The 22,120-nt window shown below is 61.3% G+C and carries 13 protein-coding genes and 1 pseudogene; 7 read left to right on the top strand and 7 right to left on the bottom strand.

What is annotated here, in order from left to right; translation table 11 throughout:
• Window positions 1–402: 402 nt before the first annotated feature.
• Entirely contained in the window at window positions 403–1,626 is a 1,224-nt protein-coding gene (locus HS101_10245; GenBank protein ID MBE7506650.1) for a glycosyltransferase family 4 protein, read from the bottom strand.
• A 108-nt stretch (window positions 1,627–1,734) separates the two neighbouring features.
• Here HS101_10245 and HS101_10240 point away from each other — a divergent pair, with 108 nt between their 5' ends.
• The 3 genes from HS101_10240 to HS101_10230 all read left to right on the top strand — a co-directional run bounded on the left by HS101_10240 (window position 1,735) and on the right by HS101_10230 (window position 6,377).
• On the top strand, window positions 1,735–3,006 hold the full coding sequence (locus HS101_10240) for a glycosyltransferase (GenBank protein MBE7506649.1): 1,272 nt from the start codon (window positions 1,735–1,737) through the stop codon (window positions 3,004–3,006).
• A 733-nt stretch (window positions 3,007–3,739) separates the two neighbouring features.
• Window positions 3,740–5,356, top strand: a complete 1,617-nt coding sequence (locus HS101_10235) for an activator of (R)-2-hydroxyglutaryl-CoA dehydratase (protein MBE7506648.1) — start codon at window positions 3,740–3,742, stop codon at window positions 5,354–5,356.
• A 169-nt stretch (window positions 5,357–5,525) separates the two neighbouring features.
• Window positions 5,526–6,377: a class I SAM-dependent methyltransferase gene (locus tag HS101_10230; GenBank protein ID MBE7506647.1), complete on the top strand. Its 852-nt coding sequence runs from the start codon at window positions 5,526–5,528 to the stop codon at window positions 6,375–6,377.
• Between the two features lie 53 nt (window positions 6,378–6,430).
• Here the strand turns inward: HS101_10230 and HS101_10225 are convergent, their stop codons facing one another.
• Both HS101_10225 and HS101_10220 read right to left on the bottom strand, forming a co-directional pair.
• On the bottom strand, window positions 6,431–6,781 hold the full coding sequence (locus HS101_10225) for a hypothetical protein (GenBank protein MBE7506646.1): 351 nt from the start codon (window positions 6,779–6,781) through the stop codon (window positions 6,431–6,433).
• Complete coding sequence (locus tag HS101_10220) at window positions 6,778–7,086, bottom strand: hypothetical protein (protein MBE7506645.1); 309 nt, start codon at window positions 7,084–7,086, stop codon at window positions 6,778–6,780. The genes HS101_10225 and HS101_10220 overlap by 4 nt, the downstream gene beginning before the upstream one ends.
• Window positions 7,087–7,165: 79 nt before the next feature.
• On the opposite strand from HS101_10220, the gene HS101_10215 reads away from it, so the two are divergent.
• The 3 genes and pseudogenes from HS101_10215 (at window position 7,166) to HS101_10205 (ending at window position 11,622) form a co-directional block, all read left to right on the top strand.
• Window positions 7,166–7,750 carry a DUF3750 domain-containing protein gene (locus HS101_10215; GenBank protein MBE7506644.1) on the top strand — a complete coding sequence of 195 codons (585 nt, stop codon included), beginning with the start codon at window positions 7,166–7,168 and terminating at the stop codon, window positions 7,748–7,750.
• A 158-nt stretch (window positions 7,751–7,908) separates the two neighbouring features.
• Window positions 7,909–9,984 (top strand): annotated as a pseudogene (locus HS101_10210) (CoA activase).
• An 87-nt stretch (window positions 9,985–10,071) separates the two neighbouring features.
• Entirely contained in the window at window positions 10,072–11,622 is a 1,551-nt protein-coding gene (locus tag HS101_10205) for a hypothetical protein (protein MBE7506643.1), read from the top strand.
• Between the two features lie 6 nt (window positions 11,623–11,628).
• On the opposite strand, the gene HS101_10200 is transcribed toward HS101_10205, so the two are convergent.
• Window positions 11,629–13,131: a hypothetical protein gene (locus HS101_10200; GenBank protein MBE7506642.1), complete on the bottom strand. Its 1,503-nt coding sequence runs from the start codon at window positions 13,129–13,131 to the stop codon at window positions 11,629–11,631.
• Window positions 13,132–13,267: 136 nt separating this feature from the next.
• Between HS101_10200 and HS101_10195 the strand changes: the two genes are divergently transcribed.
• Entirely contained in the window at window positions 13,268–13,546 is a 279-nt protein-coding gene (locus HS101_10195) for a hypothetical protein (protein ID MBE7506641.1), read from the top strand.
• 17 nt (window positions 13,547–13,563) lie between these two features.
• Here HS101_10195 and carA read toward each other — a convergent pair whose 3' ends face one another.
• The 3 genes from carA to HS101_10180 form a co-directional block, all read right to left on the bottom strand.
• The gene (gene carA, locus HS101_10190) at window positions 13,564–14,646 is read right to left on the bottom strand and encodes a glutamine-hydrolyzing carbamoyl-phosphate synthase small subunit (protein MBE7506640.1); all 1,083 of its coding nucleotides are present in this window, start codon (window positions 14,644–14,646) and stop codon (window positions 13,564–13,566) included.
• 5 nt (window positions 14,647–14,651) lie between these two features.
• Window positions 14,652–18,194 carry a carbamoyl-phosphate synthase large subunit gene (gene carB / locus HS101_10185; protein MBE7506639.1) on the bottom strand — a complete coding sequence of 1,181 codons (3,543 nt, stop codon included), beginning with the start codon at window positions 18,192–18,194 and terminating at the stop codon, window positions 14,652–14,654.
• Window positions 18,195–18,755: 561 nt separating this feature from the next.
• A complete protein-coding gene (locus tag HS101_10180; GenBank protein ID MBE7506638.1) occupies window positions 18,756–21,911 on the bottom strand; it encodes a hypothetical protein in 3,156 nt (1,051 codons plus the stop codon).
• Window positions 21,912–22,120 lie beyond the last annotated feature (209 nt).

The raw sequence follows: 22,120 nt of genomic DNA, 5'->3' as shown, positions 1-22,120 counted from the left end.
GGCGGGCACGTGTTGGGGCGGTTCGCGTTTTGGGTGAAAAAGCGCGGATGGACCGTCCTGGGGCTTAGGGGCCGAGACCTCTGGTAAGAAACTCGCAGCGCTGGTGATTTCCAGGTGGACATAGAGGATTTGCCTTCTACGAGTCGATTCTTGCTCACTGTCCGCGCCTTACCTGGATTGATTGATGGACGAGTTGCCTAGTTCGTGAGCAAGCCGGCTGAAGCCGGCTCGTGAAGAAGCAGAATGAGACAGGGTCCACCCGCTAAAGCTGGTAGCAAAAGCCGACCGGCTAAAGATCGGTCCATGGAGCGATGGCTTCCAGCTATGCTCGGCCGGTCGCGACGCACGTCAGTGAGCCCCGACCTCGCATGAATGTGCCTCGACGTGATCGGTCGCTGAAATTCAGCGTCGGTTTTGGATCGACGGCGAGGCGATCAACTCTGCGTATTGCAATGCAACGGCCTGTGCGGAAAACCTCGCTCGATAGTGGGCGGCGCGATTGGTTCGGCCAGACGAAGGTTTGGTTGAAATGAGTGTCTCAACGGCGGCGGCGAGGTCGGCAGGGCTGCCTGCCCGATACAGGACACCGTCTTCGGGGCGTGGGGAGAGTGCCTGCGCGGCGGCATCGGTTGCGACGTAGGGCAGGCCCATGCAGAGGGCTTCGGCGAATGCGAGGCCGAAGGTTTCGCCGTGGCTGGGGTGGACGAAGAAGTCGGCGCTAAGCAGGTGATCGCGGATCTGCGGCCGATCGAGGGGGCCGTGCAGCTTGACGCGATTTGCCAGGTCAGGCCGCTGGACAGTCTGTTCCAACTCCGGCGCCAGCGGCCCATCGCCGATGAGGCGCCAGATGACATCGCAGCGCGGGGCGAGTCTCTGGGCGGCATCGATCAAGTCGTAAACTCCCTTCTCGGGGGTGAGCCGGCCAACGAAGAGGGCATGGAGCGGACCCTTCGCGGGGCTCATCGGCTCCGCGGACGGAATCGGCGAAGTCGTGAACTCATCCGCGACGGGATTGCCGATGACGTGAATCTCCCGCGTCGCGCCGGCGGCGATCATCTGCGACTTGAGCAGCTCGCTGACAGCAACGACGTGAACGGCGCGGCGAATCGCCTCGAAGACGAAAGGCTCGGCGGTGGCCGGCGTGAGTGCGAGGGAGAACGGGCCGGTGTGCTCGGTGATGATGACGCGGCGGGCGAGGGGGTCGGACAGGTGCGTGCAGGCCCAGCCGCTGGGGATGGCGCACATGGCGTGCAGCACGTCGGGCCGACCGAAACGGGCAGAATAGGCGACCAATCCCTTTCGCAGCCAACGGCGAAAACGCTGCATCTGAATCCACGGCCGACCGAAGGCGGTGTGCAGGCCGCGCATGCGCAGGACGGGGGAATCGCCCACTTGCTCGATGGTGGTGCGCGGGATCAGCGACACGGGGGCGTCGCGAGTCACTTTTCGCGGGCTGACGAGATCGGCATAGACGACGCCGACGCGGGCCCCCGCCGCGGCGAACATATGCACGTAATCCTGGAAGAAGACGCCGGCCAGCCGATCTTCGGGCGACGGCCACCACGCGGGGACGATGACGACATGACGACCGGCGAGCGGACCTGGACTCGGGGCGTCGATCGACATGGCGGCATGTTAACGGCTGGTGAGCGGCAGGCGAGAGACGCGGCAACCGACCGACTGGGCTTCGACACGAGGCGGGGCGGATGTTTCAATGGGGCAGCGGGAGCGCAGATGCAACGCCGAATGAAAGTGCTGCTGGTCTCATACTGGTACCCCCCGGCTGTTGGGGCAGCGGCCGAGCGGATCGCCTCGTTCGCGAAATACCTGCCTGATTTCGGCGTGGATGTGTGCGTGCTGACGGCGGAGCGCGAGGAGGACGACATCGTTGACGGAAGAGCGCGCGTGATCGGCGTGGCCGATCCGCTGGGGGCGAGCGCGGCGACGTTTGGAGAGTATGACGGCCCACGGGAGACGGGGCGGATTTCGCGATGGGTGCGTGATCTGGTGTTTCCCGATCGGTTCGGGCACTGGGCGGCCGGCGCGGCCCGGCGCGGGGAGCGGCTGGTCCGCGAGGAGCAATTCGACGCGATATTGGCCACTTTTCCACCGGCCAGTGTCGTAGTAGCGGCACTTGCTATCCATCGCAAGACGGGGGTTCCGCTGGTGCTGGATTTTCGGGATCGATGGCTGGGGCCGGGCGGTTATGAACCGACGTCGGCACAGGCGGCGGAGCGGCATCAGTCTTTGGAACGAGAAGCGATTCGCGCGGCGGCGGGCGTGGTGGCCGTCTCGGAGGCGATGGCGGATGCCATTGCGGCGGAGCATGGCGTGCCGCGGGGACGCGTCGGTGTGGTGATGAACGGTTTTGATCCGTGCGCGGACGGCGAGGCGGGCCCTGGGTCGTCGGACCCGTCGCGGGTCATTGCGGCGAGAAGGGACAGGGAGGACAAGCGACTGGTCATCGCGCACGTCGGGACGGTCATTGAGCGGAATCGACCGGATTTGTTTTTTGAGTCGGTGCGGAGGCTTCGCGGGAGGCGGGGTGGAATTCGCTTTGTCTTCGTCGGAAATCTTTCACGCGCATATGTCCAGCGACTCGGCGTGTCGGACATCTTGGAGACGACCGGTCTGGCCTCGCGCGAGGTCGCCGGGCAGTGGATGCAGTCGGCCGATGCGCTGTTGTTAATCTCCGGCGCTTACGTCGGGCAGTGGGGATACAGCGCGAAGTTGTTTGAGTATCTGCAGACGGGGAGGCCGATCATCTGCCTTGAGGAGGAGCCTGGCTCGAATGACCGTCGGCTGCTGGAGGAGTTTGCGGCGGATCGATGCTGTTTTGCCAGGTTGGGGGATGACGACGGGTTCTTAAGGGCGCTTGAGCATGCGGAGCGGCTTGTCGCTGAGGGATCGGGGGGAGGCGCACCATCTGGATTGGATGCGTTCCATCGCCGACGCCAAGCGGAGCGTCTCGCCCGACACATTCGGGGCGTGCTTTCGAATTCGTGAATCTGGAATTCCGTCGTTTTCAACCTTGTCCAAGGCACCCTGACGGAATGACTGGGAGACATCCCTCTTAGTTGGCGCGCGGGCATTGAATCCGCCGGGGCGATCGGCTCTGGTTTTTTATGTCGCGGATTGAAAGCGGACTGATTCGGTCCTGTATCTAAGCTCTCTGGCCATCGAAGCTTGTGGGGAGAAACGCCTCAGCAAGTTTGCGAATAGGCTTCCCCGAAATGGCAAGTTAGTCATCACTAACTTTTGCGTTAGTCTTACTGAACGTGAGAGGCCGGATGTTGCCCGTGCGATTAACTTAAAAAAACGCTGGACTTATGATCGACAGAATGTTGAAATGCCATACCTAGTCCAGTCCGATATCCCGGTTGGGCAAGGCACAAGCTAGTGCCAACTAACGTACGGCCGGGCGTTCCAGAATAGGGCAATCTGGGACATTGACGATTCACGATCGCCGAAACCGCCACGATAACGAAACGGCAACGAGTCCGACACGGATACGAGGAAACAAGGAGACAGGATCATGGTTGCACGCACAGGCCACTCGGAAAAAACTGAGGCCGCGAGCGCCGGCGGCATCTCGCTCCCATTGTTAGGCGACTCGGTCGAAGCCACGCTTCACGCCGAGCGCGAGCGCATGATGAAAGAGGCCGGCCTGAAAGTCGGGCCCATCAGTCACTTCAAGCGACCCAGGGAGCGGGAATTCACCAAGACCGAGCGCGGCAAGGTGACGATCTGGCTTGGCGGCCTGACGCTGCGCCATGAGCAACTCATCGTCTCCGGGCTTGAGGGTCTGGGGTATAAGGTCGGACTCATTCCGACGCCGGTGAAGGCTGACTTCCAGGCGGGTAAGGAATTCGGCAACAACGGTCAATGCAATCCGACCTATTTCACGGTCGGTTCGCTGGTCAATCATCTCAAGCGGATGCGCGACGAAGAGGGCATCCCGCTTGAGAAGATTCTCAGCGATCACCTGTTTGTGACCGCCGGGGCTTGCGGACCGTGCCGCTTCGGCATGTATGAGGCGGAGTATCGGCTGGCCCTGCGCAACAGCGGGTTTGACGGCTTCCGGGTCATGCTCTTTCAGCAGCAGGGCGGGCTCGATCAGGCGGCGGTGGAGGCGGGGCTGGAGTTCAACCTGAACTTCTTCCTGACCCTGCTCAATGCGATGTTCATGGGGGACATCCTCAATGAGGTCGCCTACCAGATTCGGCCTTATGAATTGGAGCCGGGCAAGACGAACGAGATCATGCAGAAGTGCATGGACTTGTGCCAGAACGCCGTTCGCTCGAAGAATTATGACGACGTGAACAGCGGCGTCCTTTCGAAGCTTCTTTCGAAGATCGCCCCGGTAAAGACCCCTGCCGACGCGGCCAAGTTCCTGGACCAGCTCAAGGGGACCTATTACGCAGACGTTTTCGAGCAGTGCCGCAAGCTGATCGAGGAGGAGATCGAGGTTGATTTCCTGCGGCCCAAGCCGATCGTGAAGGTGACGGGCGAGTTCTGGGCCCAGACGACCGAGGGCGACGGCAACTTCCGCATGTTCCCGTTCCTCGAGGGCGAGGGCGCCGAAGTGCTGGTCGAGCCGGTGGCGACGTGGATCTGCTACATGCTGCATCAGGCGGGCCTGAAGGCGAATGACCGCAAAGGCCTGCGCGAGGACGGCACCAACATTCCGAAGTGGAACGTCAAGGCTTATCTGGCGAGCGAGATCGAGGCGCGCAAGCAGGTCTTCACGCTGACCCTGGCCGAGAAGATTCTTATTAACGAGTACAACAAGCTCCGCAAGGGGATCGGCGGCACGGTGCACGAGCTGGCCCCACAGCTTGAGCTCACGCGCGCCGGGCACCCTTATTACAACAGTCGCGCCGGCGGCGGCGAGGGTCACCTGGAAGTCGCCAAGAACATCTATTACTCAAACAAAGACCTTGCCCACATGGTGCTCTCGCTCAAGCCCTTCGGCTGCATGCCGAGCACGCAGAGTGATGGGGCCCAGGCGGCGGTGACGAGTCACTTCAAGGAGATGATCTACATCCCCATCGAGACGTCGGGCGAGGGCGACATCAATGCCCACAGCCGGGTTCAGATGGCGCTGGGCGAAGCCAAGCTGAAGTGCAAGGACGAGTTCAAGCGGGCGGTTGCGGCGTCGGGTTACTCGCTGGAGCAGATTCGGGAGTTTGTTGACCTGCCGGAGAATCGCGAACTGCGAAGACCGCTCCAGCACGTGGGGCACCACAAGGGATTCGTCAGCAAGGCCGCGAACTTTGTCCTGGACGTCGGCGCACGAATGAAGGCGGCGGGCGTGGAGGCCGAGTCTCGCGCGGCGGAGCTGGTCGGCGTTTGAGCGGGATATCCGCAGGGGATCCGGGACGCCTGTTCGGGACCGGTTTCGGAGGTGTTTGGATTGTCGGAAGCGGTGAAACGACCGTAACATCCACTTAAGGCCTGCAGCCGAATTCCAGCGAGTCATCGCGGTGCTGCAGCGACGGCCATTGAAAGGATGTGGCGGTTCGATGAAGCGACTTATTGGGAAGTTTGTACCGCAGTCCCTGCAGAACTGGGTGCTGCGACGAAAGGATGAGGACGGCCTGAGGCAGGCGTCAACCGTGAAGTTCACGGTCGACAATCTGATAGCCGGTTCGGACGTACGGCCGGGAGAGATTCTGAATCATCGCGAGACGCAGACGGCTTGGGAAAAGGCTGAGTCGCAGTTTCGCAAGTTCGGGGTGCCGGATGGGACAGGCGGCGTGAACCCGGGTGATCGACGGGCGCTCTACTACCTTGTTTCGCATTTCCGGCCTGGCCGGATGCTGGAGGTGGGGACGCACATCGGCGCTTCGACGATGCACGCGGCCTCGGCGATTTCGACTTTCGGAAAGTCGGAAGGCGGCGACGAAGAAAAACTGATCACGGTCGACATCGGCGACGTCAACGATCCGGTGTCGAAGCCGTGGCTGCAGTATGGAACGCGGTATTCTCCGGCGGAACTGATCAAGGAACTCGGCCTTAGCAAGTTGGTGCGATTCGTGAAGAGCCCATCGCTTGATTTCATGGAAAGGTGCGAACAGCAGTTCGACTTCATCTTTCTCGATGGGGACCACGCGGCGAAGACGGTGTACCGCGAAGTGGCGGCGGCCCTGAATTTGCTGAATCCGGGCGGCGTCATTCTCCTTCACGATTATTTCCCTGACCTGAAGCCGCTATGGTCGAACAACAAGTATCTGGCGGGACCGTTTCTCGGTGTGAAGCGGATCCGACATGAAGGCGTGCCGGTTCGCGTGATCCCGCTGGGCAAATTGCCCTGGCCGACAAAGCTGGGGTCGAATGTGACGAGCCTGGCGCTACTGGTGAAGGATGCGGCGTAGACAACGATTATTGCATTCGCATGCAGGGCATTGGAGTGTATGGCTCGTTCGGCTCAACCAAGAAGTGAGATGGCGAAGTCGTCCAGTTGAGGTGGAACTGTGACTCTTGAGGGCAGCACAACTCCTTTTGCGATGACGCGAGACCCTTCGCAGAGTTCAAACCGCGCGCCGGCTACGAGCAGTTCGTTCGGGGCGTCGGGGGAAAGGAACTGCACTTCCGAAAGCGTCGCCATGGAATCCGTGCCGAATGGCTTGATTGGATCGACGACGATGCTCCAGACAGCCTCGGGCCAACGGTCCCGAGAGTCCTCGAACCGAGCAGCGGAACGATACCTCGCGGCAGGAGGGGCAGAGCGACCCCCTCGTTCCTTCGGCAGCCAGCGGATCATGGCTCGTTCGCTCATTCAATCACCCGTGTCACGACAGCAGATTCCAAGTCGTCGAGTTCTGCAAAGCTCGCCGGGCCGATTCCATCCATCATCGCAAATCGAGCGAATCGGCCAGCGCGTTCATCAGCCACTTCGACCTTCAGTATTATACACTCCCGTTCCCAACCATTCGCCAAGAGCAGATTCCGAAAGGCCCGCGCGTGCTCCATCTGGCTCCAAAGGTACTTGCCCTCGGCTGATGTCGGGCCTGCCCGGAATCTCCCGAATGCCTGCAGGTCTTCAAACTCGGCGTGGGAAGCGACACGAAAGTAGCACGACATTTCTCACCGTCCGAGATTGTCTCGTTTCGAGCGATCATAATAAGGTCGCACGGGGCATACAAACCACGGGAGTCGACGAATGAAATCGGCTCTTTCACTGTGGTTTCGCGGTCGGCTGGCGGCAAAACGGTTGCTCTTGTTTGGCGCGGCGGCACCCATACTGGGATGCGGCGCGGCGCCAGACCAGGGCGCGTTTGCGGCACTTGCCGCCCTGACGGAGAGCGATCTGGCGATCGCCCGGCTCTACGCCGCTCCGGTGCCGGGCATAGGGCTTTTCGCCAGTCATCCGTGGTTTGTCGTGAAGCGGGCGGAAAGCCGCGGCTTTGACCGATGGGAGGTCTGGCCGGAGGCGGGCGAGCCCTACGGCTACGTGCGGCAGAATCTATTCCCGGCTGAAGGTGATGTGATTTCAGACGGCGCCTACATCATCGCCGAGCTACAGGGCGCGGCGGCCGAGCCTGTGGTGGACTTCATTTACTCACAATCGCCGAGCTATCCCTGCCGGGATACCTACGTTCTCTTCCCCGGGCCCAACAGCAGCAGCTACGCTCAGTGGGTTTTGGAAGGCACAGGTTGGAGCGCGACGTTACCGCCGACGGCAATCGGCAAGGACCTCTCGTGTGCAGGGCCGGCTAAATCAAAAAGCAACATGAGGCAATCATGAGCATTCATCACGAAGCGGATCACGGTCACGGCGGAGGTTCTTGCGGCACGACGCCCAGCGCGAAGACTTCCGGCGGCGGCTGTTCATCGGGAGGCTGCTGCTCGACGAAGAGCGAGCCGAAGGACACGCCCACGGGCTTCGTCCAACTCAACGTCGGCATGGTCAAGGCTGAAAAGACCAAGCCGGTCATCGAGAACCTGCCGTTTGCGGGGACCGAGAAGTATCCGCAGGGGCTCATCATCGGCCTCGACGTCGGCTCGACCACCGTCAAATTCGTCGTTGTCGATCCCATCACTGATGAGATTCTGGCCAAAGACTATCAGCGACACGACACCAAGCAGCCCGAGAAGTGCATCGAGATGTTCGCGGCGATCAAGCAGCAGTTCGCCGACGTTCCCCGAAACGCTTTTCGCATCTTCATGACGGGCAGCGGCGGCTCCTCGATCGGCAAGAGGATCGGCGCGAAATTCGTTCAGGAAGTCAATGCTGTCAGCCTCGCCGTCGAGAAGCTTTACCCCGACGTGCAGAGCGTCGTCGAGCTCGGCGGGCAGGACGCGAAGATCATCGTTTTCAAGACCGACGAATCGACGGGTAAGAAAAAGAAAATTCCCTCGATGAACGACAAATGCGCCGGGGGCACCGGCGCGGTGATCGACAAGATCAACGCCAAGCTCAAGATTCCGGCGGATCAGCTTTGCCAGATGGGATACGAGGGTCTGAAGCTCCACCCCGTCGCCGGCAAGTGCGGCGTCTTCGCCGAGACCGACATCAACGGCCTTCAGAAGCAGGGCGTCCCGCGCGAGGAACTGATGGCCTCGCTCTTTGAGAGCATCATCCAGCAGAACCTCGCCGTGCTGACGCGCGGTCACACCCTGCGGCCGCAGGTGCTGCTGCTCGGCGGACCGAATTGTTACATCAAGGGGATGATGGACTGCTGGCGACACAACATTCCCGCCATCTGGCGCGAGCGCAAGGTGGCCTTCGACGAGTCCAAGCCGATTGAGGAACTCATCGTCGTCCCGGAAAACGCCCAGTATTTTGCCGCCCTTGGGGCCGTCGAATACGCCAAGATCGAGCTGGCAGACTGCCCGGACTTCGGCGTGTTTCGCGGGTTAGAGGAACTGGAGTGGTACATCTCGGTCGGCCGCATCGAGGAGAAAAAGTCGGCGGGCAGCAAGGGCCTTTGGAAGAGCTCCACCGATCTGTCGGACTTCAAAGAGCAGTATCGCAAGGAATCCTGGACGGCGCCGACCTTTGAGGCGGGAACCACCATCAAGGCCTTCGCGGGTCTGGACGGCGGCAGCACCAGCACCAAGGGCGTGCTGGTCGACATGGACAAGAACGTGATTGCCCGGGCGTATCAGCTTTCCAAGGGCAACCCCATCGAAGACACGATGGACATCTTTGCCGCGCTGGAGAAGCAGATCGTCGATCAGGGCTGCAAGCTCGAGGTACTCGGCGTCGGTACGACGGGTTACGCGAAGGACATCCTCAGGGACGTGCTTAAGGCTGATGTCGCGCTGGTGGAGACGGTCGCCCATACCCAGGCCGGCCTTCACTTTTACCCGAATACCGACGTCATCGTGGACGTTGGCGGGCAGGACATCAAGCTGATCGTTCTGAAGAACGGGCAGGTCAAGGACTTCAAGCTCAACACGCAATGCTCGGCGGGCAATGGCTACTTCCTTCAGAGCACGGCCCAGGGCTTCGGTTTCAAGGTGGAGGAGTTTGCGGATATCGCATTCAGTGCCGAGGCGATGCCTTCGTTCGGCTACGGCTGCGCGGTGTTCATGCAGTCGGACATCGTCGATTTCCAACGGCAGGGCTGGGCCCCGAACGAGATCATGGCCGGGCTTTGCGACGTATTGCCGAAGAACATCTGGCTCTACGTCTCTCAGATTCCCAATCTGGCCAAGCTGGGCAATACGTTTGTTCTTCAGGGCGGCACGCAGCACAACCTCGCGGCGGTCAAATCGCAGGTCGATTTCATCGCCAGCCGCTTCAAGGGAATGGATGTCCAGCCGGAGATCATCGTTCACAAGTTCTGCGGCGAGGCCGGCGCCATCGGCTGCGCGGTCGAGGCCCATCGGCTGTACGTTGAGAACGGCGTTCGAACTCAGTTCATCGGGCTGTCGCGCGTTCAGCAGTTGACGTATCGCACGACGCGCAACGAGGACACGCGCTGCTACTTCTGCAAGAACAAGTGCCTGCGAACCTTCATCGACGTGAAGACGGGCGATGCGGAAGCGCACGAACACGAAGGCAACGGTACGCCGAGCGGTAACGGCGTCCTCGTCAGTCTCACGACGCAAATCGTGAAAATGGGCCCCGAGGCCGGCCATCCGACGCGCATCAAGCACGGTGCGGCCGCCGAGGCACCGACGACCGACCCGGCGAAGCCCAAGGCGCCGGCCAAGACCAAGTCCAAAGTCGCCCTCGAGGCGGGCGAGCAGCGGCTCATCATCGCCACCTGCGAGAAGGGCACCGTCGAAGACATCAACGACATGCGCGAGATCAAGGCCGGACTCGACGCGGCCAAGAAGGCGAACCCGAACTTCGCGGAGATTTCGGCCCGAGAGGCCTTCGCCCCGGTCACGGTGCCGAACATCAGCGATCCGATGCCGAAGGTCACGCTGGCCAACATGTTCAAGCGGAAGGAGATCGAGCGCCGCGCCGAGTTGATGAAGAAGCGCGAGTCGATCCGCATCGGCATGCCCAAGGTCCTGAATATGTACTCCATGGGCCCGTGGTTCATGGCGTACTTCCAGTCGCTCGGCGTGCGGGCTGCGAACCTGATCTGGTCTGACTACACCAGCGAGGAGATGTATAAGGAAGGCGCCAAGCGCGGGGCGATTGACCCGTGCTTCCCCAGCAAGATCGGCATTCCGCACGTCCACAACCTGCTCTATCACAAGCACAAGGACAAGCCGCTTGATTACATCTTCTTCCCGATGATCGACTGCCTGCCGACTTTCCTCGAAGGCATTGAAGACAGCCGCGCCTGCCCCACTGTCTCCGCGACGCCGGAGGCCGTAAAGGCTGCGTTCACCAAGGAGTCCGATCTGTTTGCCGATCATGGCACCAAGTATCTGGACACCTTCGTGAACTTCAGCGAGCCGCCGCTGCTCGTGCGGCAGATGTACCAGGAATTCGCCGACAAGCTCGGCGTCTCGATGGAAGAGAATGCCCGGGCATGCAAGGTCGCGTGGGAGTATTACGACAGCTTTAACGAGGACCTGCGCAATCAGGCCCGCGACGTCCTGGAGCGGCTGGAGAGGAATAACGAGATCGGCGTGGTTCTGCTGACGCGGCCGTATCACCACGATCCCGGCGTGTGCCACGAGATTCCTGACGAACTGCAGAAGCTTGGCTACCCGGTCTTTACGATGGACGTGCTGCCGCGCGATCCGGAGATTCTCGATCGGCTCTTCGGCGAGGAAGTGCGCCGCGGTGAATTCGCCAGCGTGTTGTCGATCGAGGACGCGTGGAAGAACGCCTACAGCGAGAACACGAATCGCAAGGTGTGGGCGGCCAAGTACGCGGCGCGGCATCCGAACCTGATCGCCCTGGAGCTCTCCAGCTTCAAGTGCGGCCACGATGCCCCGATTTACAGCGTGATCGAGGAGATCATCGAGAACAGCGGCACGCCGTACTTCTGCTTCAAGGACATCGACGAGAACAAGCCGACCGGCTCCATCAGAATTCGCATTGAGACGATCGCCTACTTCCTGCGGCGGCACCGCGACAAGCTGGTCCGCGATGGGCAGAAGATGGTCGAGATCGATGCGCAGATCGCCGAGCTGGAGCGCGAGCTGCGTGCGAAGTACGGCGCAGCCCGGCAGGTGGAGACGACGGCTGTGGTCGGCGTCTAGAGCCATTTAGCCGGCGGGCTTGCCGAGTACTTCCGCGAAGAATTGACCGGACGAATCGCGCCAGCCGATGCGTGGTTCATTCGTTGTCGGCGACTTTTCCGCATCTTCGTTGTACACCGGTTTGACGACCTCGCGCGGGATGCCGCCGACGAGGTGGCAGAGGCATTGCATGTCCAGCGGCGGCAGCGGCGGGTCTTCGAGAATTACGCCCACTTTCTGATTCCGTGCATTTTCCAGCTCAGGGGCGATCGCCTGCATCGCCGCGTGAACTCTTCCGCCGAGTTGGGCATCCGATTCGAACGGCCGGAGAGTTTGTCTGAGCCGATAGGCCTGTGTCGGGATCGCCATGCCGAAGGTGAAGAGCAGCGCATAGGCGACCATGCGAATGGACCATAAGCGTCGCAGTTCGCGGAGGCACCCAATGCAAGCAGCGACGACGGCCCCCCAGGCGATGGCCGACCCGCCGGTGGCGAGATAGTCGTATCGCATCGGATAGGCGTCATCCGTGAAGAAGCTTGTCGGCAATACGGCGACGAAGGCCAGCGAAAGGCCGAAGATTGCCGCGCGGCGCAATTTACGCGTGGCATTCCTGAGGATGACTGCCCCGAACACGCACAAAAGCAGGAATGATGCAACGGCCCAGGCGGAGGGCGCGATGTGCTTGTGTATGAACAGGCGCGGCACGCGCGACAGGGCCCGGGTGAATCCTTCGCGATGCAATGAGAAACCGCCGCCGGTCACGATGGGGTTGGCCGATTGAAAGGCGTATTGCGCTGCGAGGTATGCCGCGAAGATCACGCAGCACATGGCGAAGACGACGACGGCGGGGCGACGGAGTCGGTGGCCGGCCATCAGCGGAGCATTTGTCATGCTGCGAACGGCGATCCATTCGAGCAGCACGATGAGGAGCAGGAGAATCGCGGCTTCTTCCTTGGAGCCGAGCGCGGCGGCGAAGGCGAGCGTCGTGACGACGGCCCAGCGCCTTGTTCCATGCGTACGAAACCGGATCCATCCGATCAGCGCGAGCAGGCTGAACATTGCCATCAACGATGATGTTCGGGCTGACACCCAGGCCACGACTTCGGCATGGTGAGGGTGGGTGATGAACATGACGGCGGCGACGCAGGCGGCCACCCGAGATCGCGTGAGAAGCAGCGCGAGCCACGCGACAAGCAATGCACACGCCGCATCGAGCAGCAGGTTCGTCGCGTAGTACGGCCACGCCTGTTCCGCGAAGACGGCATAGGTGGGGATGAACGACAGATGCACGACGGGGCGGAAAAAGCCGGAGACGAAGCGGGAAAAAACGATCGACGGGTCCGACAACCCCTCGCGGGCCAGGCTCAGCCAGCAGAAGTCGTCGCGCATCAGGCCCTGGGTAAGGACCGAGTGGTAAAGCCCGACGCTTAGGAGCAAGATGACGCCAACGAAGATGAGGTCATAGCGACCGAGTGTGGATGGCGGCGGTGTTTTCGCGGAAATTGGATCTTTCGCACCGGGATGGTCCATAAACTCGCGGATCATATCGGCACGGTCTATCGCGGATAGCCCTGTTTGGGCATGAGTCCCGGGTGAGTCGGCTTATCGTACGCCCATTGACTTCGATGGGCTTGCCCGCCGCGCCGGACGCCAATAACCTTCTGCCATGGCGACGCCTTCCGACAAGACGATGTTTGAGATTTACCGCGAGGCCGACTATGGGCGGCAGTATCGCGTTGTTTATTTCACCGAGCTCGACGAGCACAATAAGGAAGCGGAGATCAACCGGGCCTTATCCGGTGAGCACTTCTTTGACGGTTTCCTGACCGACCTGAAGAAGGACGAGGGCAAGCAGCGCATCGCCGAAATCATCAGGCGGCTGAACGCCGGTGAGACGATCGACAGCGCCGAAGTCGAGAAGACCCTGTCTGGCATGATGGCCTGAGGCGAAACCTCTAGGGGTCAATCGCCCAGCATTCGCACGAATTGCTCGAACAGGTACTGCGAGTCATGCGGGCCGGGGGCGGCCTCGGGGTGGTATTGGACCGCGAAAACGCGATGGTCGGCGTGGGCGAAGCCCTCGAGACTCTGGTCGTAAAGATTGATATGCGTCACCCGGCCGCCGACGCTTTCCAGGCTGGGGACATCGACGGCGAAGCCGTGATTTTGGCTGGTAATCTCTACCCGACCGGTGTCCACATTCTGCACCGGGTGGTTCGCCCCGTGATGGCCGAACTTGAGCTTGTAGGTCCTGGCTCCGAGGGCAAGGGCAAGTAGCTGATGGCCGAGACAGATGCCGAAGATGGGCAGCCTGCCGATCAGGGCCTGCATGGTCGCGATGGCCTCACCGACGGTCGCCGGGTCGCCGGGACCATTGCCGAGCAGCAGACCGTGCGGACGAGATTCGAGAATGCATTCGGCGGTGGTGGTCGGCGGGACGACGCGAACCTCGCAGCCCAACTGGGCCAATTCGCGGAGGATGTTCTGCTTGATGCCGCAGTCCACCGCCACGACGCGATACTTCGCCGGGCCGCGGGCGGGCTCAATTCGCGTTTCACCGCGAGGCATCACTGTCTCGACGAGATTGCGGCCCTCCATCTGCGTCGAAGCGCGCGCCTTGCCAACGAGAATCGCCGGGTCGGACAGCTCGGTGGAGATGACGCCTCGCAGGCTCCCGCGATCTCGCAATCGTCGGGTGAGTGACCGCGTATCGACGCCTGAAATGCCGACGACACCGGCCGCGTGCAGATAATCATGCAGGCTTCCGCTCGCGCGATAATTGGAATAGCGCCGGGCCAGCTCTTTGACTACGAAGCCGGACAAGTGCAGCTTCGCCGCCTCGATGTCCTCGACATTCACGCCGTAGTTGCCGATGAGCGGCGAGGTCATGGTGACGATCTGCCCGCAGTACGAGGGATCGGTGAGGATCTCCTGATAACCGCTCATGGAGGTGTTGAAGACCACCTCGCCGGTAGACGTCCCCTCGGCGCCGAACGACTCGCCGGCGAACACCGTCCCGTCTTCGAGCGCAAGATAGCAGCGCATGGTTCTCATCGAAGCCCCGCTCCGTAGTCCTGCAGTGCGCGGACGCCCAGGGCGCGGTCCGCGCCGCGGGCCTTCATTTCTCGAATCGCGGCGACGGCGGCCTGAGCGCCGGCGATCGTGGTAATCAATGGGAGATGTCGAGCCGTCGCGGCGGCGCGCCAGCGGCCCTCCTCCCACGACGCGCCATAGTGAATCGGCGTGTTAATGAGCAGATCGAGGACGCCGTGATTGATAAGATCGAGCAGGAATCCCTCCGGCGCGCCGGCCTGCTTGCTGACGACGACCGATGGGATGCCGGCACTCTTCAGCGCCAGATGGGTGCCGACCGTGGCGAACAGCTTGAACCCCATCTCTTTCAACTCACGGGCAATCGGCAGGACACGCGGCTTGTCGGGATCATTCACGCTGACGAGGGCGTTGCCGGACATCGGCAGCGACAGGCCGGTGGCCATCGCCGCCTTGGCGAACGCGAGACCAAACGACTCGTCGATGCCCATGACTTCGCCGGTGCTGCGCATCTCCGGCCCCAGGACCGCGTCAATGCCGTGGAACTTCTTGAACGGAAAGACCGGCGCCTTGATGGCGGTCATGGTCGGTCGCGGTCGTCGCCCGACACCGTAGTCCCAGAGCACGTCGCGCAGCGAGCGGCCGAGCATGACGCTTGTCGCGACCTTCGCCCAGGGCACGCCGGTCGCCTTGCTGACAAACGGCACGGTGCGCGACGCTCGCGGATTGACTTCGAGGACGTATGGCTTCCCCTCGGCGATGGCGAACTGGACATTCATCAGGCCGCGGACGCCGATTCCCCGGGCGAGGAGCTGGGCCTGTCGCTCCAACTCGCGAACCATCTCGGCCGAAAGGGAGTGCGGCGGAATGGCGCAGGTGCTGTCGCCGCTATGGATGCCGGCGTGCTCGATGTGCTCCATGATCCCGCAGACGACACAGTCACCTTTGGTGTCGCCGGGCCGGCTGAAGTCGGCGACTGCATCGACGTCGATCTCCGTCGCATCGAGCAGAAACTTGTCGATCAATACGGGCGGCGGGGCATTCACGCCGGACGAGACGCGATCGGTGGCGGCGAATGCCCGGCGAACGTAGCGGTCCAGGTCTTCGTGGTTATTGCAAAGCTCCATGGCCCGGCCGCCGAGAACGTAGCTTGGACGAATCAGCACGGGAAACCCGAGCCGCTCGGCGATGTCGTGAGCCTGCTCAACGCTTCGGGCCGTGCCGCTCTCGGGCTGGAGGAGGCCGAGCTCAGAGAGGAGCTTGGTGAACTCATCGCGATCTTCGGAGAGATGGATCGACTCGGGCGGGGTTCCGATGATCGGCGCGCCGGCCGCCTTCAGGGCCTCGGCGAGATTCAGCGGCGTCTGGCCTCCGAACTGCACGATGACTCCGCGGAGCGGCGCCTGGGCTACGATGGATCGCAGGACGCGCAGGACGTCTTCATGGGTCAGCGGCTCGAAGAACAGGACGTCGGATGTGTCATAGTCGGTGCTGACGGTCTCGGGATTCGAGTTGATCATCACCGTGCGATAGCCGAGCCGCCGGGCCTCCATCGCCGCGTGAACGCAGCAATAGTCGAATTCGATGCCCTGGCCGATGCGATTGGGCCCGCCGCCGAGGACCACGACGTGCGGCTCGGCCTTCAGTCGAATCTCGTGCTCAACGCCGATGACAACGCGACCGTCCTCGACGCGCATGGTCGGCGCCTCATGGGTTGAGTAGTAATAGGGGGTGACCGCCTCAAACTCCGCGGCGCAGGTGTCGACCATGCGAAAGGTCCCGTCCTCCTCGCGCGGCTCCATCTGATCTGCCCGACCGAGCGGGGTGCGCAGGGCCAGGGCAATCTGGGCGGCGCTGTAGCCGAGCATTTCCGACTTTCGCAGCAGGTCGGTCCCGACGCCGACGCCGCCGTGGGCCGCCGCTGCGACGACCTGCGGCGCATGTTCGAGCAGCTCGGCTTCGAACTCGACGAGCTGTTGCATCTGGTCGAGAAACCACGGGTCGATCCGTGTCAGCTCGTGCACCTGCTCGATGGTCCAGCCCATCTTGAAGGCGTATCGGATGTAGTAGGGTCTTCCCTGGCAGGGCGTCGAGAGCTTTTGGCGAAGGGCGGCGCGATCGATCGGCCAGTGTGTGGCCGTCGATTCATCCACGTCCGCCGGGGCTTCACCTTGTCGGCTACCGAGCATGATGGCCTCATCTGCGACCTCTTCCCGATTCTGCAAGGTGCGATAGGCGTCGGCCTGGCCTCCGGCGAAGCGCTCATGCGCCGAGGTCAGCCACCGGTCATTGCGATCCAGCCCGAAACCGGCCCGCTGAATCTCCATGCTGCGGATGCATTTTTGAAACGCCTCTTTGAAGGTCCGGCCGATGGCCATGGCCTCGCCGACGCTCTTCATCTGTGTCGTCAGGGTTTCGTCGGCGTCGGGGAACTTCTCAAAAGTCCAGCGCGGTATCTTGACCACGCAGTAGTCGATCGACGGCTCGAAGCTGGCCGGCGTCGTTCGCGTGATGTCGTTTGGTATCTCATCCAGCGAGTAGCCCACGGCCAGCTTCGCCGCGACCTTGGCGATCGGGTAACCAGTCGCCTTGCTCGCCAGCGCGCTGGAGCGGGACACGCGGGGGTTCATCTCGATGATGCACTGCCGGCCCGTGAGGGGATCGACGGCGAACTGCACGTTGCTGCCGCCGCAGGTCACGCCGATCTCACGCATGACCGCCTTGGCCGCATCGCGCATCCGCTGATACTCCCGATCGGTCAGCGTCTGCGCCGGGGCCACGGTGATGCTGTCGCCGGTATGGACGCCCATCGGGTCCATGTTTTCGATGGAGCAGATGATCACGACGTTGTCATTGCAGTCGCGGATCACCTCCAGCTCGAATTCCTTCCAGCCGTATAAGCTCTCTTCGATGAGGATCTCACCGATGCGCGACCGGGCCAGCCCCCTCGCGGCGATGTCGACAAACGCATCCATCGTCGAGACAAATCCGCCGCCCTCTCCGCCCAGTGTATATGCCGGGCGAATGCAGCAGGGCAGGCCGATGTCCGCGAGAATGGCCCGGGCCTCGTCCATGTTATGGGCCGTGCCGCTTTTGGGCAGATCGAGACCGATGCGCTGCATCGCCTGCTTGAACAGCGTGCGGTCTTCCGCCTTGGCGATCGACTCCGGACTCGCTCCGATCATCTCCACGCCGAACTCAGCGAGGATGCCGAGTTCGTGCGTCTCCATGGCGCAGTTGAGACCGGTCTGCCCGCCGAGTGTGGGCAGCAGGGCGTCGATCGGCTGGCCGCGATCTTTTTCCAATTGGAGGATTCGCTGGACGAAGTGCGGCGTGATGGGTTCGACGTAGGTCCGGTCGGCCGTCTCCGGGTCGGTCATGATGGTGGCCGGATTGGAGTTTAGCAGGACGACTCGGTAGCCCTCAGCCCTGAGTGCCTTGCAGGCCTGCGTGCCCGAATAGTCGAATTCGCAGCCCTGGCCGATGACGATCGGACCCGAACCGATGACGAGGATGTTGTGGATGTCCTCTCGCTTGGGCATTCCCCTGCCATTATTGAGATTCGTTGGGGGCGGCGTCGACCGACTTGCAGCGCATCCGTTCCAGCCGACGCCGATGACTGGGATTATAGCGGCTCGCCCGGCGATGTGTATAAGAATCACTCTGCTTGCGAAGTGAACTCGCCATCGCCGACTTGCCCGCCGCGCGGTCACGCCAGGCCGCATCGTGTTTGAGGGTGAAGCCCGCACGCGACTGCGGCGATGCTATGTGAATTCTCAACTATTTCTAACGAGAAGTTTCGCAGAAGAGGCCGCCGATACGCTGAATCAGCATGTGAAAAACAGTAAGATAGCTGAACACGACCAGGGGATTCGGCGACCGATCGTCGGGCGACGCCGACAGCCTGTTTAAGATCTCGCAGCCGGGGTCGTACTATTTGACCGGCCACGGCATCGCGACGAACAGCGGCTGTACGATCTTGCTTCCTGTGGGTGCCATTCATGCAGGAACTGGCCCGATAGCTGGAGTGGCGACTCAGGATCCAATGGACCCGGCGTGTAGCGACTACGATTAGGATCGTGGGCTTGAGCCACCTGGAAGAGTTAGGTCCCGGTCGCCCCCGCGGCTGAAAACTGGATAACGACGTCCGGGCTATGCACGCCGGCGTCGTTTACGCCGCGGATCATCAATATGGCGGAGCCGGTTGGGTACCAGTCATAGACTCCGAGCAATGCTTGCAACTCCGTCCATGTCTGGCCGTTATCCAGGCTCTTCTCGTAGTGCGAAAATTCCCCGGTTCCTACGACCATGTTGTGCTGTAAGGTGATTCGCACTTTGGGAGGCGTTTCTTGCACCAATTCGGCCTCGGCTTGGACGTTATTTATTGGATAGGTCAGGTTCGGATCACCGTCAAACGACATCAGATTGCTACTTAGATTGGTTCCACAAATCGCGTCAATATCGGTGTAGTCGTTTAATAGAACGATATTCGCAGTTGGATTTGGCTGGTGAGCTCTGGTTAGACTTGTCGTGAAGTTGCGCTCAAAATGATCGTGATCATCGGCGGGAGAAACCGGATTGACCTTCAGTGTGTCGGACCACCACCTGGCCTCGATCCTCGGATGCAGCGGCGCCGTACAGACGGCGTTCGGCTGAAAAACCAGTCCGGAGTCGTTTTGGGCCGTCGCTCTCCAGCCGCGTCTTCCGATTTCCAGTTCATAACCGGGACTAATGCTGTAATCGGCAGCGGCATAGTGCGCACGCATCTCAGCCTGACTTAGCGGGATACCAGCGGCGTTTTCGACCCAATTCCCCGTGTAATGCCAAAACAGAATCCACTTGTTCCACCGCGTTGAGAAGGCTTCCACAATCGTATCTGCCGCACAGCCCAGCGACCATCCTTCGACACGGCGGGCCGGGATTCCATGAGCGACACAAAGGCCGGAAAACATCTGCTGAATTGCCCCGCAACTCCAGACTTGGTCAAGCAGGCCGATGCCGAATTGCGATCCGGTCGCGTAGCCCACATAGACGAAATCGGTGGAGGACACGTCCGGGATGGCGCCCTCCGGAATCGTCGTCAGGTTTCTTTGCTTCCAGTCCGTGCCATCCCATTCCCACGTTTCGTTCGAGGCCTCGACACTGACCCCGCCATTTCGAATGCCTCCGAACAAAACGACGACTTGGCGCTCTTCGTCGTAGACCATCTCATGCCCGGCCAACTGTCCAGGGGAGTTTTCCGGCGATTTGAGTGTCCAATCGGCGCCATCCCACTCCCACGTATCGTCGTAAAATGTGCTGCCGTTTTGCCCGCCGTACATCACGATCTTGGCGCGGGCGGCGTCATACACCATGGCGTGCTCGTAACGGGGCGACGGTGTGGTAGTGGCCGGGACTACGAGAGAAAACGTCGTTGTTCCCGTCCCGCCGGCCGGGGCCTCGCGTGTATCGTTGGTGGCGATGTGCAGGCTATTCGCGCCGCCAAATCTCACGATCTTATCGCGAACGGAATCATAGGCGAGGCCGAACGAATACCTGGCGCCCGGCGATCCCCCGATGTCCCGCGATTCGAATGTGTGGGTAACAGGATCGTAATCGAAGGCCGTTTCATAGACGGTCGAGGAACCTCGACCAAAAAAAATGGTAACTCGACCGGCCGGTGCGGTACCGCGGCTCGGATCCCATATCGCTCGGCAGTCCCGATAGGCAGATGGGCGCGAGGCACCGCTCGCGGCAAACGGCCCTGCCCAGTTGTTTCCATCCCACTCCCAGGCATCGCGGGCCTGGCCGCCAGCGCTACCGTCCCTGCCCCACATGATGACACGCTTCCGCAGGGCGTCATAGGCCATGCAGTGACCGGAACGGATGGATGGCCTGATCGTCGGAGCTATGTTGTCCCACTCTCGCCCGTCCCATTCAAATGTTTCGTCGAGGCCCGGGCCAGGCAAGCCAAAACTCCCTCCAAATTTCACGACCACTTCGAGATCGGAGTCGTATGCGAGTGCAAGATTGGAACTCGGAGTCGGTACTGTGATCTGCCGATCAATCACCACCTGATCGTTCGGAACGGTAGCTCTGCTAGTAAGCAGATACTTATGAGTCGGGCTCGGCCAAACAAATCGAAAGCGACCGCCGGGGAGAAATCCCTGGTCGAGCGGCGCCCCCCAGGACACGATCCCGGATCCAAGATCAACCGTCGCGTAACTGCGCCGTTTGCCGGCACCGATGTCGAGAATGCGATCTTGCAGCGGAAAGCTGCCCAAGTGGGTTGGCACCACACACTGTCCGGTGCTGTTGTCCCCCCAAGCAACGACCGTTCCGTCGTCGAGCAGTCCGACGCAATGATAGCCGCCTGCCGCAACCTTGATGAAGTGTCCCTGCCATTCTTCGTTGAGCAAGACGTCGGTCGGGAGAATACCCCACACGACGACGGTGCCGTCGCTCTTGAGGCCCATGCTGAACTTGATCCCCGCGGCAATTCCGACGAAGTCGGCGTTTGGTTCCGGAATGTCGCATTGGCCGGATTCTTTTTGACCCCATGCGAAGATCGTGCCGTCTCTGTTGAGCGCGAGGTTATGGTTTGCTCCTGCGGAAATAGCAATATAGCCCGTGTTTAGGATCGGTTCCGTTCCTTGACCGAATTGATTTCGACCCCAGGCCTCGACTTCGCCGGTGCGTCGCAGCGCAAGACTATGGTGTATGCCGGCGTCAACGGCCACGAAACCGCTATTCGGACTCAAGTCGGACACCCCGCTCACGTTTCCATATCGATCGTCATCGCCCCAAGCAACGAGTTGCCCACGCTCGGCGAGAGAGCTGAAAAATGAGATTGCACGACCAGTCAAGTCGTGTTTGCTATTCTGGCCTACCGCCGACATTCTCACATTTCTTACGATCCAAACCCGAATCGCCTGGATCATCTCCCATTCGCGATCTTTCCAGTCGGCGTTCATATCAATGCCTGCGAAGATGCCGGCGGCGTCGGCGAAAGCGCGCAAATCGGGCAGATCGCCTTCGCCATACGCTTCCATTCGATAGGGATACGCGGGATTCGGGACAACGGTCCCGTTTTGCAGAATGACGACGCTGGGACCCATTCTGCCTAACATGCATTCCACAAATATCTGAATGTCGCGGCCGTCGAAGAGCCCGTTGTCGTCCAAGTCTCCGGTACAGGTTGAACATAACGACGTCCCCCGAACCAGTGCATCCACAAATATTGGAATATCGAAGTCATCGTGAAAGGTGTCGCAATTCATATCGCAGGGATCGCAGGGATCGATTCCCAGCAACGCGCCGCTGCCCGACGAGGCCATTTCAGCGGAAGCAGGTTGGCCGTATTGCCTAGCCCGCATATTTCATCAGTGATCTTCGAATGGTGATGGACGGAGTTTTTCGGCTTTGTGCGTGAGCGGAGGGATGAAGGTGGAGGTTGGAGCGCGCAGGGCCCCCTTACCCCCAAGCGGTG

This window comes from Planctomycetia bacterium (assembly GCA_015075745.1).
Classification (GTDB): domain Bacteria; phylum Planctomycetota; class Phycisphaerae; order UBA1845; family UTPLA1; genus UTPLA1.
This window is presented reverse-complemented; position numbering and strand designations above follow the sequence as displayed.